The organism is Marinobacter sp. LM1 (assembly GCF_042763285.1).
GTDB classification, from domain to species: Bacteria; Pseudomonadota; Gammaproteobacteria; order Pseudomonadales; family Oleiphilaceae; genus Marinobacter; species Marinobacter nauticus.
Map to the genome: position 1 here is coordinate 2,488,360 of NZ_CP114373.1, position 14,630 is coordinate 2,502,989.

Genomic DNA, 14,630 nt, shown 5'->3' on the forward strand with positions numbered 1-14,630 from the left:
AAGCAAAATTTGTTCAGGAATCGCCCAGAGGCGGAACGGTTTCGCCCCGTAAGGCATAGAATTCGCTTACAAAGTCCGACAATGTACCTGCTTCAATGGCCCCACGCAATCCACTCATCAGGTTCTGATAGAACCTCAGGTTATGAATTGTATTGAGCTGCGACCCGAGCATTTCTCCGCACTTATCAAGATGATGCAGGTAGCTCTTGGAAAAATGCTTACAGGTATAGCAGTCACAACGCTCGTCCAGCGGTCCGGTGTCGTGACGGTTTTTGGCATTGCGGATTTTGACAATACCGGTGGAGGTAAACAGATAGCCATTGCGTGCATTACGGGTTGGCATCACACAGTCGAACATGTCGACACCGCGGCGCACCGCCTCAACGATATCCTCAGGGCGACCAACGCCCATCAGGTAGCGTGGCTTATCTTCCGGCATCTTCGGCGGCAGGTGATCCAGGATCCGGATCATGTCTTCTTTCGGCTCGCCCACCGACAGGCCGCCAATGGCATAGCCATCGAAACCAATCTTTTCCAGACCCTCCAGGGACTGATCCCGGAGCGACTCATACATGCCGCCCTGCACGATGCCAAACAGCGCCGCCGGATTGCCCTCATGGGCCCTCTTACTGCGCTCGGCCCAGCGCAGCGAGAGCTCCATGGACTCTTTCGCCTGCTTTTCCGTTGCCGGGTACGGCGTGCATTCGTCGAAAATCATCACGATGTCAGAGCCCAGATCACGCTGAACCTGAATCGCGATTTCCGGTGACAGCTCGACTTTGGAGCCATCAACCGGAGACCGGAAAGTCACACCCTGCTCGGTAATCTTGCGCATCTCGCCCAGGCTGAAAACCTGGAAACCGCCGGAATCCGTCAGAATTGGCCCCTGCCACTGGGTGAAGTCGTGCAGATCGCCGTGGGCTTTCACCACCTCTGTGCCGGGGCGCAACATCAGGTGAAATGTATTGCCCAGAATAATATGTGCACCGATTTCCTCGATGTCCCGGGGCAGCATTCCCTTAACAGTGCCATAGGTGCCAACCGGCATGAATGCCGGAGTCTCCACCACACCTCGGGGAAAGGTCAGTCGGCCACGACGGGCCTTGCCATCTTCTCCGAGTTTCTCGAAGGACATAAAACAGGATTCACTCACTGTGATTCTCCACGGGATTCGGTTTGATGTGGCTCGGCGGAATCCGTTCCCAGCATCATGCCCCGGCTGGGCTCCTGCGCGGTAAGAAACATGGCGTCGCCGTAGCTGAAAAACCGGTACTTTTGCTCCACCGCCTCGCGATAGGCTGACATGATGTTGTTATAGCCTGCAAACGCGCTGACCAGCATGATCAGTGTGGACTCCGGCAAATGGAAATTAGTGATCATGGCGTCCACGGTCTGGAAACGGTAGCCAGGGTAGATGAAGATATCCGTGTCGCCCCGGAACTCCTGCAAACGCCCTGCCCGGCTGGCCGACTCCAGGGAGCGGACGGAAGTGGTACCCACGGCAACGACCCGGCCTCCCCGAGCGCGGGCTTCATTAACGGCCTTTACCGTCTCTTCCGGCACATGGGCAATTTCGCTGTGCATGACATGATCTTCGATCTTGTCGACCCTTACCGGCTGAAAGGTGCCAGCGCCAACGTGCAACGTAACGTATGCAAACTCAATGCCCTTCGCTTTCAGGGCAGACAGCACGACATCATCAAAGTGCAGCCCGGCAGTGGGTGCAGCCACGGCGCCCGCCTCCTTGGCATAGACGGTCTGATAGCGCTCACGATCCGACTGCTCATCTTCCCGTTCCATGTAAGGCGGTAAAGGCATGTGACCGATACGCTCGAGCACATCCAGAAACGCCTCATCCCCTTCATAGACGAAATGAAAGAGCGCATCTTCCCGCGCCAGCATTCGCAGTGCGGTTCCATCTTCCAGCAATAGTCGCTGGCCTTCCTTGGGAGATTTGGAAGAACGGGTATGGGCGAGCAATTCCTTTTCACCCAGTAAACGCTCAACCAGTATTTCAACTTTGCCACCGGTTTCCTTCTGGCCAAACAACCGGGCCGGAATAACACGGGTATTGTTGAATACCAGGAGGTCCCCGGGCTGGAGCAGATCCGGAAGGTCAGTAAATTTCAGATGACTGGTCTGGCCGGAAAGGCCGTCAAGACTGAGCAGGCGTGAGGCACTGCGTTCTTTAAGCGGATAACGGGCGATAAGCTCGTCCGGCAGATCAAAATGAAAATCGGAGACGTTCATGGGCCGGGCTATTCACGATGCCGCAGGTTGCGGCCTATAAGTGGTAGCGGCGGGCGGACTCGAACCGCCACGGGTTTTACCCCAACGGATTTTGAATCCGTCGTGTCTACCAATTTCACCACGCCGCCATCGGAGAGTGGGAGGGATTATACTGAGCCAGAGCCCGAAAGCAACCAGCCGGCAGGCAAAAATCACCCGCCGGCACAGTGAATTAGAGTCGATCGAACAGGGACAGCTGGGAAACCTGTGCAAACGACTGCTGAGCGGCCTGCAATACGAAGCTCTGGAAACTGAGGTTGCTGATGGCCTCGGCGTAATCGACATCCTGTAGCTGGGAACGAATCTCTTTGGTGTAGAGTTCCGAATCCTCAAGAAACGCGGTGGTGGATTCCACAGCGTTGAGCCGGCCACCAAGCTCGGTTTGCTTGAGAATGATCGACTCCTGGGCGTTATCGAGATTGACCAGGGTTTCGGCGATCAGCGCATCGTACTCGGCACTGCTCTTGGGCGTTGTTTTGGAAATTCCGTCCAGGCCGGCAATCAGGTTCTCGATGGTACCAAAGACAGATTGTTTATCATTCACGCCCAGCGTAAACGTATCGCCATCCTGCGCATCGTTAATCGTTAATTTCACCCCTGCAACCTGAAACTCGTCGCCAACCAGGGCGCCCGCTGGCTCAACGGCCAAAGGATAGATGATTCCACCTCGTGTATAGGAGGCTGATATCTCCAGGTCGCCCGCTCCATTGGCGGTGACGGCGATATCAAAATCGTCAGGCACCCTGGGGCTGAAAGCGTCTGTCATATCCTTGGGTGCAACAAACTCGAGATTGGATATATATCCATCCACGGAGGTTGATCCTTTAGCGAAAACCCCTTTGGCTACGTCTACGAAGATGCCTTTTCCGTGATCGCTGATGGGAACGGTCACACCGTCATCAATTTCCAGAACCCGCTGCCCTTCGTCCCCCTGGTAAACCCATTTGCCATCGTCATTCTGGGCAAAGGCGGGAGTGCTGCCCTGGAAGCCACTGAAGATATACTCTCCTGACGCATCCCGGGTATTGGCAATATTGGCGAGCTGACCCAGACGCTCCTTGAGTTCGGCAGAGATGGACTGCCGATCATTGGCAGACAGAGAACCATTACCGGCCTGAACTGTCAGCTCCCTCACCCTCTGGATAATGTCCACGGCGCTGGCCAGGGTGCTTTCTTCCTGCTTCAGCCGGTTATCGGCAAGATTGGCATTCCGACCATAGGTTTCCGAACGCTGAAGCTCCTGGTCAAGCTTCAGAATGCGAGCGGCCGCCACCGGATCATCCGACGGTTTGTTCACTTTCTTACCGGTCGATAGCTGCTGCTGCGTATCAATCAGGTTGCTGTTGATGTCCTGCAGACGATTAATGCCGCCGGAGAAAATCTGTTGTGATGATATTCTGATCATGTGACATCACCTCGCCTTAACGGAAGCTCTGCAGCAATGTGTTAAAAAGATCCTGCGCCACAGACATCACCTGGGCCGATGCGTTGTACGCAGCCTGGTACTGAATCAGCTTGCCAGCCTCTTCGTCCAGATTGACGCCCGAGACCGATTCTCGCTGATTGGTGGACTGCTCCAGCAGCGTTGCGCCGGCATCTTTGTCCAACTGGCTCTGGCGGGTTTTCACCCCGATATCCTCGACCAGGCCGGCATAGCCCTCAGTAAAGTTCTGGGAACCGCCATTAAGGGTATTCTTGGTACCAAGGGCCGCCATCAGCTCGGCGTTCCGGTTATCAGAAACGCCGTTGCGGTTGAAGTCGATGGTGAATACATCACCGTCTGCGGGCTCACCGGTTATCTCGAAAACGAAACCCCGATACTGACCATTGGATTCGTCTTCCGGACGAGTACTGAAAATCTGATTGATCTTCTGGGGATCATAGACATCCGGTGTTCCATCCCCATCGTTGTCCACCGCGGCACTGGTAAACAGTACGCCGCTATCGTTGGCAACTTCATAGGTAATATTGCCCGCACCATCATTACTGAAGGTTACGGTAATCGGACCATCTGCAAACTGACCGGAATTCTGGAAGTCATCCAGCAAAGCACCGGTATTGGGATTACGGACATTAAGCATGTTGCCCTGGTTGATCGTGCCGGTGCCCAGATTGCCATCATCGGAACTCGCACGAACGGGGCTGGCAAAAGCAAGATCCTCCTCCCGCCGAATGTTCAATTGCATGTTTTCGGCAGCATTGCGACTAGGCTGAATCAGGTACTTGTCACCTGCGTTGAATTCGCCACCTTCAACACGAATGTTAAAGCCCGGCATGTTGATTTCAGACTGCACCGGGTCTGGAAGCCGGCCCTGTTTCACCGTGTCGCCCGAGATGGTATCGATCAACTCGTAGCTGCGCCCATCACCACTGAACTGCAGCTCCCAGGTACCAGCCGGCAACTGGGAACTGTCGGTAATCTCAACGGCCAGTTGGCCGGTGGTGGTGCGGTCGTTATTGCCGTTCGGCACCACCCGGCTGCGTTGTACGGCGAGGCTGTTCACATCACTGAAGAAGTTACCGCCGAGATCGCCTTCGAGGTCCATCCCGATCTCATGCTGATGGTTTATAGCCGAGGAGATGGCAATCGCCAGCCGGCCGAGCTCATCGAAGGCGGGCTTCAGTGCCATTTCATCAAAGGCACGCAAGCCACCCAGTTTTCCGCCCTGAATCTGTTCATCCACCAGCAGGGTCCGCCCACCACTGGAGAGCGTAAATTCCAGCCGCGTGGGATCTTCCGCACTGCTTCGGGTCGCAAATTCTGCGGCATTGGCGCCGGTAACCAAAGCCAGACCGTTAGACAGGGACACATTCACCTGGCTGCCTTCAACTTCCGTTACCCGAATGCTCACCAGCTCAGACAACTGGCGCAACTTCTCGTCCCGCTTATCCATCAGCTCCAAGGGCTCCTTGCCCTGGGCCAGGCCCGGAGATTCAGAAATAGCCAGGTTCAGTTCAGCGATACTCTTCAGCAGAGTATTGGCATCTTTCACGCCCTGCTGCATCTGGGTTTTTACCGATTCGCGCTGCTGGATGAACTCCTGGTTCAAGCCCTGAAAGCGATTCACCAATTGCTGGGCTTCGCTCAGCACCAACTGGCGTTGTGGCAACGACGTGGGGTCCTCCGCGGCATTCTGCATAGCCGAGAAAAAGTTGTTCAGAGCTTTGTTCAGACCGGTGTCTTCGCCGCCTAACAGGTTATCCAGCCGTGTGAGTTCAGCGTTGAAAGCATTCTGCTCGCCAAACAGTGTGGTGTCCTCACGTAACTGCTGACTCAGATAGGCATCTGCCAGCCGGCGGATATTGGCGACGGATACGCCACTGCCGATGGTCCCTGCACCTGTACGCCGCCCTTCCTGGGTCTCGAACTGGACCTCCTGGCGGCTGTAACCCGGCGTGTTTGCGTTGGTTATATTATTTGCAGTGGTATTGAGCGCCGCCTGGTGCCCCAATACCCCACTCAGACCAATACCGATCAAGCCCGCCATGATCTGTTACTCCTTTACTCTGCCACTGCCCATAGACAGTGTCATCAGAGAATCACGATTCATGATCCGACGGATCTTGGCTCCGTATTCCGGATCGGTTGCATAACCCGCTTCCTGCAGTTTCTCGGCAAATACTTCTGGCTGATCTGCCGATGACAGAACATCGCGGTAACGGGGATTGTTTTGCAGGAAGTCAACGTAGTCCCGGAAGCTGGCTTCATAGTCCGGATAGGCCCGGAAATCTGCCCGTTCCTTCATCGCCACGCCACCCCGGAATTCGGTAGTGGTAATGCTCACAGCGTCACCGCTCCAACGACTGTCTGCCTTGATGCCAAACAGGTTGAAACTCGGCTGCGAACCATCGCCTTTGATCATGTGTTTGCCCCAACCGGTTTCGAGCGCCGCCTGGGCAATCATCAGGCGCGGATCAATGCCGGTCTCCTTTCCGATCTGCTCTGCGAACGGCATCAGCTGCTCAACAAAATGCTCTGGCGACTCAAATACCTCCGGCAGCTTGCCGGGTTTCTGCGCTGGCTCTGCTTTTACCTTCGCAGCTACATCCGCCACCTCTGCCATTCGCTCCGGCAACTCTCTGGAAATCGCCGGCATACTGCGGTCGTAGTCGGTAATGGCACCCTTGTGACCCGCCAGTTTCTCTCCATCCTCATCGAGCCCCGGAATCTGTTGACTCAGTTGCCGGACCAGCGCTTCCGCCAGCCCGGTACCGGTACCACCGGCCATACTCAAGCTGATCTGGCTGTCGAACATATCCCGGTACATCTGGCTTTCATTGCTGTTCAGGTAGTTTCCCTCGGCAAATACCTCACCTGCCTTGCGCATGGATTTGAGCATCTCTGACAGGAACAGGCTCTCGAACTGCTTCGCAACCTGCTCCAGTGCAGCCTGCTTGTCAGTTCGAGCCTGGGTCTTCAGCGCATTCAGACCACTGAAATCGGTGTAGACCTGGGCTTGCTGTAATCTTGGATCCTGCATGGCGATACCTAGATCACAATCAATTCGGCACGAAGCGCGCCAGCCTGTTTGAGTGCTTCAAGCACCGCCATCACATCGCCTGGCGCCGCCCCTACCTGGTTTACAGCCTGAACAATTTCGTTAAGCGTGGTTGCCGGGCCGAACTGGAACATCCGTGCCGGGTCTTCCGTCACAGCGATCTGGGTATTCTGCTGAACGGCTGTATCACCCTGAGCCAGAGGATTGGGCTGCACCACCTCGGGGTTTTCCTGAATAGTCACGGTCAGGTTGCCATGGGTAATGGCAGCCGGGCTTACTTTTACATTCTGGCCGACCACGATGGTACCGGTGCGGCTATTGATCACCACTCTTGCGGCTTCCTGAGCCGGATCGACCTCAATGTTCTCCAGAATGGACAGAAAACTGACTCTCTGTGATGGGTCCCTGGGTGCCCGCACCGATATAGAAGTGGCATCGTGTGCATAAGCCATGTCCGGGCCCAGACGACCATTAATCGCCTCAACCACACGGCGGGCCGTGGTAAAGTCGGAACGCAGCAGATTGAAGGTGATGGTATCGCCCCGGTTGAACGGCGATTCCACCTCTCGCTCAATGGTAGCGCCGTTGGGAATTCTGCCGACGCTGGGTACGTTCACGGTAATCCGGGAACCATCCTGGCCCTGGGCGCCAAAACCGCCCACCACCAGGCTGCCCTGCGCCATGGCATAAACCTGACCGTCTGCGCCTTTCAACGGTGTCATCAACAAGGTTCCACCACGCAGGCTATCGGCATTTCCGATGGATGAAACCGTGATGTCCAGCTCCTGCCCGGCCTTGGCAAAGGCCGGCAAAGTCGCGCTTACGGTTACGGCCGCCACATTGGCCAGTTTCGGGTTCACACCATCCGGCAAGGTTATTCCGAACTGGTTCATCATGTTGCGGAAGGTCTGATTGGTGAACGGTGCCTTGTCGCCGGTTCCGTCAAGACCAACCACGAGTCCGTAGCCCACCAACTGGTTGTTCCTTACCCCTTTGATCCGGGACAGGTCCTTCAGCCGGTCCGCCATCACCGGTGCCGCACCCACCGTCAGGGCAAGTATCCAGACAAGAAAACGCCGCACGCTCATAGCAGCCACCACTCACTGTTAAAGAAACGGGCAAGCCAGCCCATCTGGTTGGCCTGGTCGAAGTCACCGGTACCGCCATAGGCGATACGGGCATCGGCAATACGGTTTGAGGCAACGGAATTGTCCGGCTGGATATCCCGGGGGCGAACCAGTCCGGTCAGACGGATGTACTCTTCACCATTGGTCAGCGACAGCCACTTTTCGCCCCGGATCCGCAACACGCCATTGGGCAGCACTTCAGTGACCGAGACGGTGATGCTGCCAGCAAGGCTGTTGCTCTGATCCGCGTCGGCCCTGGTTTTAAAATCGCGCTCATTGTTCAGTGACGTGCCGATCCCGAAGTTGCTCTTGCCCAGAATGTTTGGCTCCGGCAACTTGATTTCGTTATCCTTGATGATACGGGTGTCAGCATTCTTGCTGGCACGGGTGGACTCCTGGAGGGTCACTGTCAGTACATCACCCACGTTGAGCGCGACGGTATCCCCGTAAAAGTTATAGTTTCGGGAGACCTGGTAAATCGAACCAGACGCCCTGTCCCTCTGCATCATGGCCTGAGGGCGCACCGGTGCAAACTCGGGGTCATCCGGAATCGCCCGGGGCCGGCTCATGGCCGTGCAACCCTGTAGTAGGATCAGTACCACTAAGGTCGCCAGGGTACTGGCGCCCCGGTTTGTCCGGCTGGATGTCATCGGATTCACGACCTCACCTCTGGCGGCATTAGCCAATGTTGTTGGTAATGAACTGCAGCATCTGATCCGCTGTGGAAACCACTTTCGAGTTCATCTCGTAGGCGCGCTGGGTGGTAATCATGTTCACCAGTTCTTCCACGACCTCCACGTTGGAGGCCTCCAGGGAACCCTGTTCAATGGTGCCAAGCCCGAGCAGACCCGCCTGCCCCTCTATGGGGTTCCCGCTGGAAATGGTTTCCTTGAACAGGTTGTTTCCGATGGCCTGCAACCCCTGGGGATTGATGAAATCCACCAGGGTGATCTGGCCAACGTTCACCGGCGCTGCCTGGTCGTCCGTTATCGCCGTGACCGTGCCGTCGGTGCCAATGGTGATATTGGTGGCGTTATTGGGAACATTGATGGCCGGCTCCAGAAGGTACCCGTCCGGATTGACCACATCGCCGTTGACGTTCAGCTGGAACTGACCGTCCCGGGTGTAGGCAATCTGGCCATCCGGCAGCAGAATCTGCAGAAACCCCCGGCCGTTAATGGCCATGTCCAGCGGCTGCTCGGTAATCTGAAGGTTGCCCTGGGAGAACTGCTTGACCGTGCCCACAACCCGGACACCCGTACCCAGTTGCAGTCCGGAGGGCAGTTCGGAGTTCTGGGTGCTCAGGCCACCGGGTTGCCGGTTGATCTGGTACAGGAGGTCCTGGAAGACCGCCTTGTCCCGTTTGAAGCCGGTGGTGTTGACGTTGGCCAGGTTGTTGGAAATGGTGGACATGTTGATGTCCTGTGCGCTCAAACCGGTCTTGCTGACCCAAAGTGCTGGATTCATGCTGCTTACTCCATACCGGGGGGGGCAATCAGGCGGCCAGTTTTTGCCGCTTCAGGCCCGCCAGGCCACTGTGTTCGGTCGTTACTTAAAGGTTCTGCAACAGCCGTGCCGTTGCTTCGGAATTCTCGTTAGCGGTGGTCATTACCTTCACCTGCATTTCGTATTGGCGAGACAACTGCAGGTTGGAGATCATTTCCTCCACCGCATTCACGTTTGAACTTTCGAGAAAACCAGTGGCGACACGCATGGCTGCATCCGGTGGCTCTGGACCATCCAGAGCCTGATCCGGCTTGCGTCGAATGAACCCATCCAGACCTTTCTCAAGTGCATCTGCCGGTGGGTTAACAAGCTTCAGTCGGTCAACTTCCACCAACTGATCCGGCGGCCCACCTACCGGCACAATGGAGATGGTGCCGTCCGAGCCAACCTGAAGATTGTCAAAAGGAGGAAGAGCCACCGGCCCACCGTTACCCAGAACCAGCTCACCACTCGCCAGCCGCACAAGCCCGTTCACGTCGACCTGTAAGCTACCGGTACGGGTGAATACCTCTTCGCCCAGATTGTTTTGAACGGCGAGCCAGCCACCGCCGTCTACCGCCACATCCAGCTTGCGGCCGGTCTCCATTAAAGCGCCGGGCGAGAGATCAGTGCCGGGCCGCTCGGTCATGGCGTAGGCGCGGGTGGGATGGTGCTCACCGAACACAGGCATACTGCGCGCCTGGGCAAAATCCTTCTTGAACCCGGTGGTATTGACGTTAGCCAGGTTGTTGGCATGGGCACGCTGGGCCAGCATGTTCTGCTTGGCGCCAGACATTCCAATATAGAGGGCTTTGTCCATGGGCAAACTCCTGCCGGAATTTTGACTGTTTCCAGTCTTCCTGCAGGAGTCATGCCATGTTCGCTAGGGCGCGAAATTATCGGAGGTTGATGATGGTCTGGGTGACCGCATCGGAGGTTTCAATGGTTTTGGCGTTGGCCTGGTAGTTGCGCTGGGCAATGATCAGGTTCACCAGCTCTGCCGAAAGATCCACATTGGAGTCCTCTACGGAGCTGGCCTTGATGGAACCAAGCGTGCCGGTATCCGGAGCACCAATCACCGGCTGGCCGGATTCAAAGGTTTCCACCCATGTGGTGTCACCCACCGGAGAAAGGCCGTCGGTGTTATTGAAGGCAGCCAGCGCCACCTGACCCAGAGACTTGGACTGACCATTGGTATAGCGGGCGAAGATCACGCCCTGATCGGACACATCGAGGCCTGACAGACGGCCGGTGGTGTAGCCGTTCTGCTGCTGATCGTTAACACCAAATGCCGCACCATATTGGGTGGTATTGGCCAGATTGACAACGAACGCAGAACTGGTGGCCGGCTCAGGAATCGGGCTGACCACATCACCGGGATTTGCCGGTGGACCGTCAGCACCGTTCGGGTCACCGCTTGGATCCTTTGGCACCCAGTCAGTAATAATCAACTCACCGTTCGGATCACCGTTGATGGATTCCAGCTGGCCATCCTGATCAAACAAGGCAGTGTATGGCGTCTGGTCGGTACCACCCACCAGTTCACCGTCAATCTGGAGGTAGATAGACCACTGGCTCTGACCCACCCCGTTACCCGGAGATGGCTCTTTTACATAGAACTGGGTCAATTCGTGGGAATTGCCCAGGCTGTCAAAAATGGTGGTCGACGTTGCGTGGTTGTAAGTACGCTGGTCGATGGGATTGAATTCGTTGGTTACGGTAAACGGTGTCGCATTGAAGGCGACTTCAAACGCGTTGCTACCTGAATCAGTGGTCACCTGCTCAACATTGCGATCGGTGGTAACGAACACCTCACCGTCATATTGCTGGTTGTTGGTGAGCGGAGTACCTGTGGGAGCATCGCCGTAGGCTACCTCCAGCGGCTGCCCACCACTGTGGATGATTCGCAAAACATCGGGGGTTGAGGGGTCTTCGTCATCATCGACAACCGAGGCCGAGATCGCATTGTCGCTGGTGTCGTTAATGGCTTCCGCCACATCTTCCAGAGACGATACATTTTCCAGATTCAGCGGGATCGGTGCAGATCCGTCTATCCGGATTTCAAGCCGGAAATTGGTGGCGCCGCTCACATCGCTATCGGTCAAACCGGTCAGGGAAGCTGCTGTTCTGGCCGTGGCCGTTACTCCCGGCGCAGCATTAATGGCAATGGCGGCATCACTGGCAGAAGCCGTGGCATCAATCTGCGGTACCGTGTAATCACTGGTGCCGTCGGAGTAGCCGAAGGTAAAGCCGGAACCTTGAAGATCTGCAAGCGCGATCGGATCAAAATCCCGGATGCGACGCTCAAGCACAGTCTCTCGGGAATCCAGATTCAGATCGGTCTGGAGATTCGTTGTGCGACGGGGCGCCAGATTGTCGGTTTCAATCTGAAGGTCACCACGGATGCCAGACAGGTTGCCATCATCATCAGCGGTATAACCCTGCACCCTCATATTCTGGTTATTAACAACATAGCCTTCTTTATCAATCCCGAACTGGCCAGCCCGGGAGTAACGGATTTCACCGCCATTATTCAGAATAAAGAAGCCATCACCACTGATAGCCATATCCAGGCCGTTATCGGTGAAGCTGATATTGCCCTGACCGAATGACTGCTTTACGTCCTGCACCCGCACGCCGTCGCCAATCGGATTGGTACCGGCACTCAGGAAACCACTGGCGTACAAATCACCGAACTGTACCTTGCTACTTTTGAAGCCGACGGTACTGGCGTTGGCGATGTTGTTACCGGTGACATCCAGATCCACCGAAGCGGCGCGCAGACCACTCAAACCTGTGTTAAATGCCATGACTTATACCTCCTGGTCTGACACCGGATCAGTTGATTTGTTTGACTTCAGACAGCGGAATGGAGCCCATTCCGGCAAGATTCAGAGTAATGGAACCACCCTGCCCCAACGACACACTGTCGACATTGGCGCTCACCATGGTCGCCAACTGCTCCGATCCGGAGGGATAGGAGCCCTGCGCCACAATCGAGTAGGGGCCGGGCGGCAAAGGATTGCCGTTGCCGTCTTGCCCATCCCACTGGAACGAAACCACACCAGCCTGGCTGCTGCCCATATCAATCTGGCGAACTAACTCACCGTTTTGATTCATGACCGACAGTCGCAGCCCACCCGTGGAAGCCGGCACCTGAATGGTGCCAGTTATCTCGCCTTCGCTACCCAGAATGCCCACACTGGAGGGTGCCAGCACGGTTTTGCCCACCATCGCCGAGGCCTGCAAGGCCTGGCTGGACCGGAACTGACCAACCACATCGTCGACACTGCCCGACAGATTCTGCATTTCTTCCAGTGAACTGAACTGGGCCAACTGGGCGATAAAATCGCCGTTGTCCTGCGGCTCCAGTGGGTTCTGATTCTTGAGCTGCGCCAGCATCAGCTCCATAAACGCGTCTTTACCCAGCTCGTTGCCACCAGGGGTCTTGCCCTCCTGGTTCAGTTGGTACTGGCTCAGCACGTCTGAGGCGGCTGCGGAATTCACTGCACTCATGGCTTAATCCTCACTTGTTACTGCTGACCCAGTGTCAGAATTCGCTGCATCATGGATTTGGCGGTGTTCATGACATCCACATTCATCTGAAAACTGCGGGACGACGACATCATGTCCGCCATTTCCTCAACCACGTTCACGTTGGGGTAATAAACGTACCCTTCCTCGTTCGCGGCAGGGTGATTCGGCTCATAGCGCATCTGCAGTTCTGCATCGCTCTCGACAATCCCCTCAACGCGAACACCTGCCCCGGCCCCCTCTTCGGAACCCATACCAAATCCCTGCTGATCAGGGTTCAGCATGGCCTGCTGAATAGCGGCAAACACCGGTTTGCGGGCACGGTACGTTGTATCCGTGCTCGAACTGGCGGTTTCTGCGTTGGCAATGTTAGACGCGGTGGTGTTGAGCCGCAGTGACTGTGCGGTCATGCCGGAACCGGCGATGTCGAAAATGTTACCCAGTGACATGACAATCTCCTTCAATCTCGTACGGACTGCGGCTTATTCGCCCTTCAGCGCCTTGGTCAGGCCGGAAAACCGACTACTCAGGAACTGGAAGCTGGCCTGGTAATCCATGGCGTTGCGCATGAAACGGGTCTGCTCGGCCTGCGCATCCACGGTATTGCCATCAATTGATGGCTGGTGCGGGGTACGGTACAGCAGCTCGCCGTCAGCGCCAGGGCTGGAGGTGTCCATATGACCACTGTGGGTCGTGGTCATACCAAAGCCCGTCATGGAATCCTGCGCCTTCTGCATCATCGCCTGGAAATCCACGTCGCGGGCTTTGTAGCCCGGGGTGTCGGCATTTGCCAGGTTGTTCGCCAGCACTTCGGCCCGCTTGACCCGCGCCTGCAGCGCGTGCTCATGAATACCAAGCGCTTTGTCGAATGTAATAGCCATTACTGCCTCCAGATCTTTGCACCGACCAGGCTGAACCTGTGAACTTGCCGGTTTTGCGTTCTGAAGTGATTAAAGCAAGCAGAGTGCCAGAATTGAAAAAGCCCGCTGTAATGCGGGCTTCGAAGAGGGCTGTCTAATAAATGAGCGGCAAATTCCGGTTAAACGCAACGAGGGCGGCAACGAGTTTCCCCAGGCGGACTTACCGCTGATCGAGGCTCAGACTTGCCAGGGGGAAGTGCGCCCTGGCGCGGCCCACCTTGAGACATACTCTTTGGTATCGGGCCGGGGCACCGATGGTTTCTCACTGGCAACGGTACCGGTATAGAGGAAACCGATAATGGACTCGCCCGGCAGCAGCCCAAGACCGTCATGCAGCGACGGATGATAAGCCACAGGCCCGGTTCGCCACATGGCGCCGTAGCCGGCATCATTCAGCGCCAGGGAGATAAAACTCATACCGGCCGCTGCCGACATTACCTGCTCCACCTCCGGCACCTTCGGATGATGACGGGGCGACGCAATACCGACAATAATCATGGGTGCACGAGCCGGAGCATTCCGGGCCTTCTCACGCTCCTTATCAGAAGCGTCCGGCGGGCAGCATTCAGCAAACAGGTCGCCCAGAGCTGCCAGGCCTTCCCCCTCTACCACGAGATAACGCCAGGGCCTCAACAACGCATGATCCGGGGCCCGGGCCGCGCACCGGAAGGCCTGATCAACCACAGACACCGGTGGTGCCGGTGCCTGCAAACGGGGCTCCGAAGCACGATCCAGAATAAAACGGGTTATCGAACTCATACAGTCTCGCTGTTGAT

14 protein-coding genes and 1 tRNA gene are annotated in these 14,630 nt (G+C 56.4%); all 15 read right to left on the reverse strand.

Annotation, left to right across the window (positions count from 1 at the left end; genetic code table 11):
- Positions 1-13: 13 nt before the first annotated feature.
- Positions 14-1,135 (reverse strand): tRNA guanosine(34) transglycosylase Tgt, encoded by a 1,122-nt coding sequence (gene tgt / locus OZ656_RS11680; RefSeq protein WP_014421745.1) that lies wholly within the window; start codon positions 1,133-1,135, stop codon positions 14-16.
- A gap of 14 nt (positions 1,136-1,149) precedes the next feature.
- Positions 1,150-2,250: a tRNA preQ1(34) S-adenosylmethionine ribosyltransferase-isomerase QueA gene (gene queA, locus OZ656_RS11685; protein WP_153740183.1), complete on the reverse strand. Its 1,101-nt coding sequence runs from the start codon at positions 2,248-2,250 to the stop codon at positions 1,150-1,152.
- A 41-nt stretch (positions 2,251-2,291) separates the two neighbouring features.
- Positions 2,292-2,378: transfer RNA gene (locus OZ656_RS11690), tRNA-Leu, on the reverse strand.
- 83 nt (positions 2,379-2,461) lie between these two features.
- Positions 2,462-3,694 carry a flagellar hook-associated protein FlgL gene (flgL, locus tag OZ656_RS11695; RefSeq protein ID WP_153741116.1) on the reverse strand — a complete coding sequence of 411 codons (1,233 nt, stop codon included), beginning with the start codon at positions 3,692-3,694 and terminating at the stop codon, positions 2,462-2,464.
- A gap of 16 nt (positions 3,695-3,710) precedes the next feature.
- Positions 3,711-5,777, reverse strand: coding sequence for a flagellar hook-associated protein FlgK (gene flgK / locus OZ656_RS11700; RefSeq protein ID WP_014421748.1), 2,067 nt, complete (start codon positions 5,775-5,777; stop codon positions 3,711-3,713).
- A gap of 6 nt (positions 5,778-5,783) precedes the next feature.
- Positions 5,784-6,770, reverse strand: a complete 987-nt coding sequence (flgJ, locus tag OZ656_RS11705) for a flagellar assembly peptidoglycan hydrolase FlgJ (protein WP_114434909.1) — start codon at positions 6,768-6,770, stop codon at positions 5,784-5,786.
- Positions 6,771-6,778: 8 nt separating this feature from the next.
- Entirely contained in the window at positions 6,779-7,876 is a 1,098-nt protein-coding gene (locus OZ656_RS11710) for a flagellar basal body P-ring protein FlgI (RefSeq protein WP_011784618.1), read from the reverse strand.
- Positions 7,873-8,565 carry a flagellar basal body L-ring protein FlgH gene (gene flgH, locus OZ656_RS11715; protein ID WP_011784617.1) on the reverse strand — a complete coding sequence of 231 codons (693 nt, stop codon included), beginning with the start codon at positions 8,563-8,565 and terminating at the stop codon, positions 7,873-7,875. Before flgH ends, OZ656_RS11710 begins: the two co-directional genes overlap by 4 nt.
- A gap of 28 nt (positions 8,566-8,593) precedes the next feature.
- Positions 8,594-9,382, reverse strand: coding sequence for a flagellar basal-body rod protein FlgG (gene flgG, locus OZ656_RS11720; RefSeq protein WP_011784616.1), 789 nt, complete (start codon positions 9,380-9,382; stop codon positions 8,594-8,596).
- A gap of 85 nt (positions 9,383-9,467) precedes the next feature.
- Complete coding sequence (locus tag OZ656_RS11725; protein WP_011784615.1) at positions 9,468-10,220, reverse strand: flagellar basal body rod protein FlgF; 753 nt, start codon at positions 10,218-10,220, stop codon at positions 9,468-9,470.
- Between the two features lie 76 nt (positions 10,221-10,296).
- On the reverse strand, positions 10,297-12,210 hold the full coding sequence (locus tag OZ656_RS11730) for a flagellar hook protein FlgE (RefSeq protein ID WP_011784614.1): 1,914 nt from the start codon (positions 12,208-12,210) through the stop codon (positions 10,297-10,299).
- A gap of 28 nt (positions 12,211-12,238) precedes the next feature.
- Positions 12,239-12,916, reverse strand: coding sequence for a flagellar hook assembly protein FlgD (locus tag OZ656_RS11735; protein ID WP_278350893.1), 678 nt, complete (start codon positions 12,914-12,916; stop codon positions 12,239-12,241).
- A gap of 17 nt (positions 12,917-12,933) precedes the next feature.
- On the reverse strand, positions 12,934-13,383 hold the full coding sequence (flgC, locus tag OZ656_RS11740; RefSeq protein WP_222533644.1) for a flagellar basal body rod protein FlgC: 450 nt from the start codon (positions 13,381-13,383) through the stop codon (positions 12,934-12,936).
- Between the two features lie 33 nt (positions 13,384-13,416).
- Positions 13,417-13,815 carry a flagellar basal body rod protein FlgB gene (gene flgB / locus OZ656_RS11745; RefSeq protein WP_011784611.1) on the reverse strand — a complete coding sequence of 133 codons (399 nt, stop codon included), beginning with the start codon at positions 13,813-13,815 and terminating at the stop codon, positions 13,417-13,419.
- A 216-nt stretch (positions 13,816-14,031) separates the two neighbouring features.
- Positions 14,032-14,613, reverse strand: a complete 582-nt coding sequence (locus OZ656_RS11750) for a nitroreductase (RefSeq protein ID WP_113879652.1) — start codon at positions 14,611-14,613, stop codon at positions 14,032-14,034.
- Between the last annotated feature and the right edge of the window lie 17 nt (positions 14,614-14,630).

Coding starts and splice junctions, on each gene's coding strand:
- OZ656_RS11730 (WP_011784614.1), bottom strand. CDS start 12,210: ATGGCATTTAACACAGGTTTGAGTGGTCTGCGCGCCGCTTCGGTGGAT.
- OZ656_RS11735 (WP_278350893.1), bottom strand. CDS start 12,916: ATGAGTGCAGTGAATTCCGCAGCCGCCTCAGACGTGCTGAGCCAGTAC.
- OZ656_RS11710 (WP_011784618.1), bottom strand. CDS start 7,876: ATGAGCGTGCGGCGTTTTCTTGTCTGGATACTTGCCCTGACGGTGGGT.
- flgJ (WP_114434909.1), bottom strand. CDS start 6,770: ATGCAGGATCCAAGATTACAGCAAGCCCAGGTCTACACCGATTTCAGT.
- OZ656_RS11725 (WP_011784615.1), bottom strand. CDS start 10,220: ATGGACAAAGCCCTCTATATTGGAATGTCTGGCGCCAAGCAGAACATG.
- flgK (WP_014421748.1), bottom strand. CDS start 5,777: ATGGCGGGCTTGATCGGTATTGGTCTGAGTGGGGTATTGGGGCACCAG.
- tgt (WP_014421745.1), bottom strand. CDS start 1,135: ATGTCCTTCGAGAAACTCGGAGAAGATGGCAAGGCCCGTCGTGGCCGA.
- OZ656_RS11750 (WP_113879652.1), bottom strand. CDS start 14,613: ATGAGTTCGATAACCCGTTTTATTCTGGATCGTGCTTCGGAGCCCCGT.
- queA (WP_153740183.1), bottom strand. CDS start 2,250: ATGAACGTCTCCGATTTTCATTTTGATCTGCCGGACGAGCTTATCGCC.
- flgC (WP_222533644.1), bottom strand. CDS start 13,383: ATGTCACTGGGTAACATTTTCGACATCGCCGGTTCCGGCATGACCGCA.
- flgL (WP_153741116.1), bottom strand. CDS start 3,694: ATGATCAGAATATCATCACAACAGATTTTCTCCGGCGGCATTAATCGT.
- flgH (WP_011784617.1), bottom strand. CDS start 8,565: ATGACATCCAGCCGGACAAACCGGGGCGCCAGTACCCTGGCGACCTTA.
- flgB (WP_011784611.1), bottom strand. CDS start 13,815: ATGGCTATTACATTCGACAAAGCGCTTGGTATTCATGAGCACGCGCTG.
- flgG (WP_011784616.1), bottom strand. CDS start 9,382: ATGAATCCAGCACTTTGGGTCAGCAAGACCGGTTTGAGCGCACAGGAC.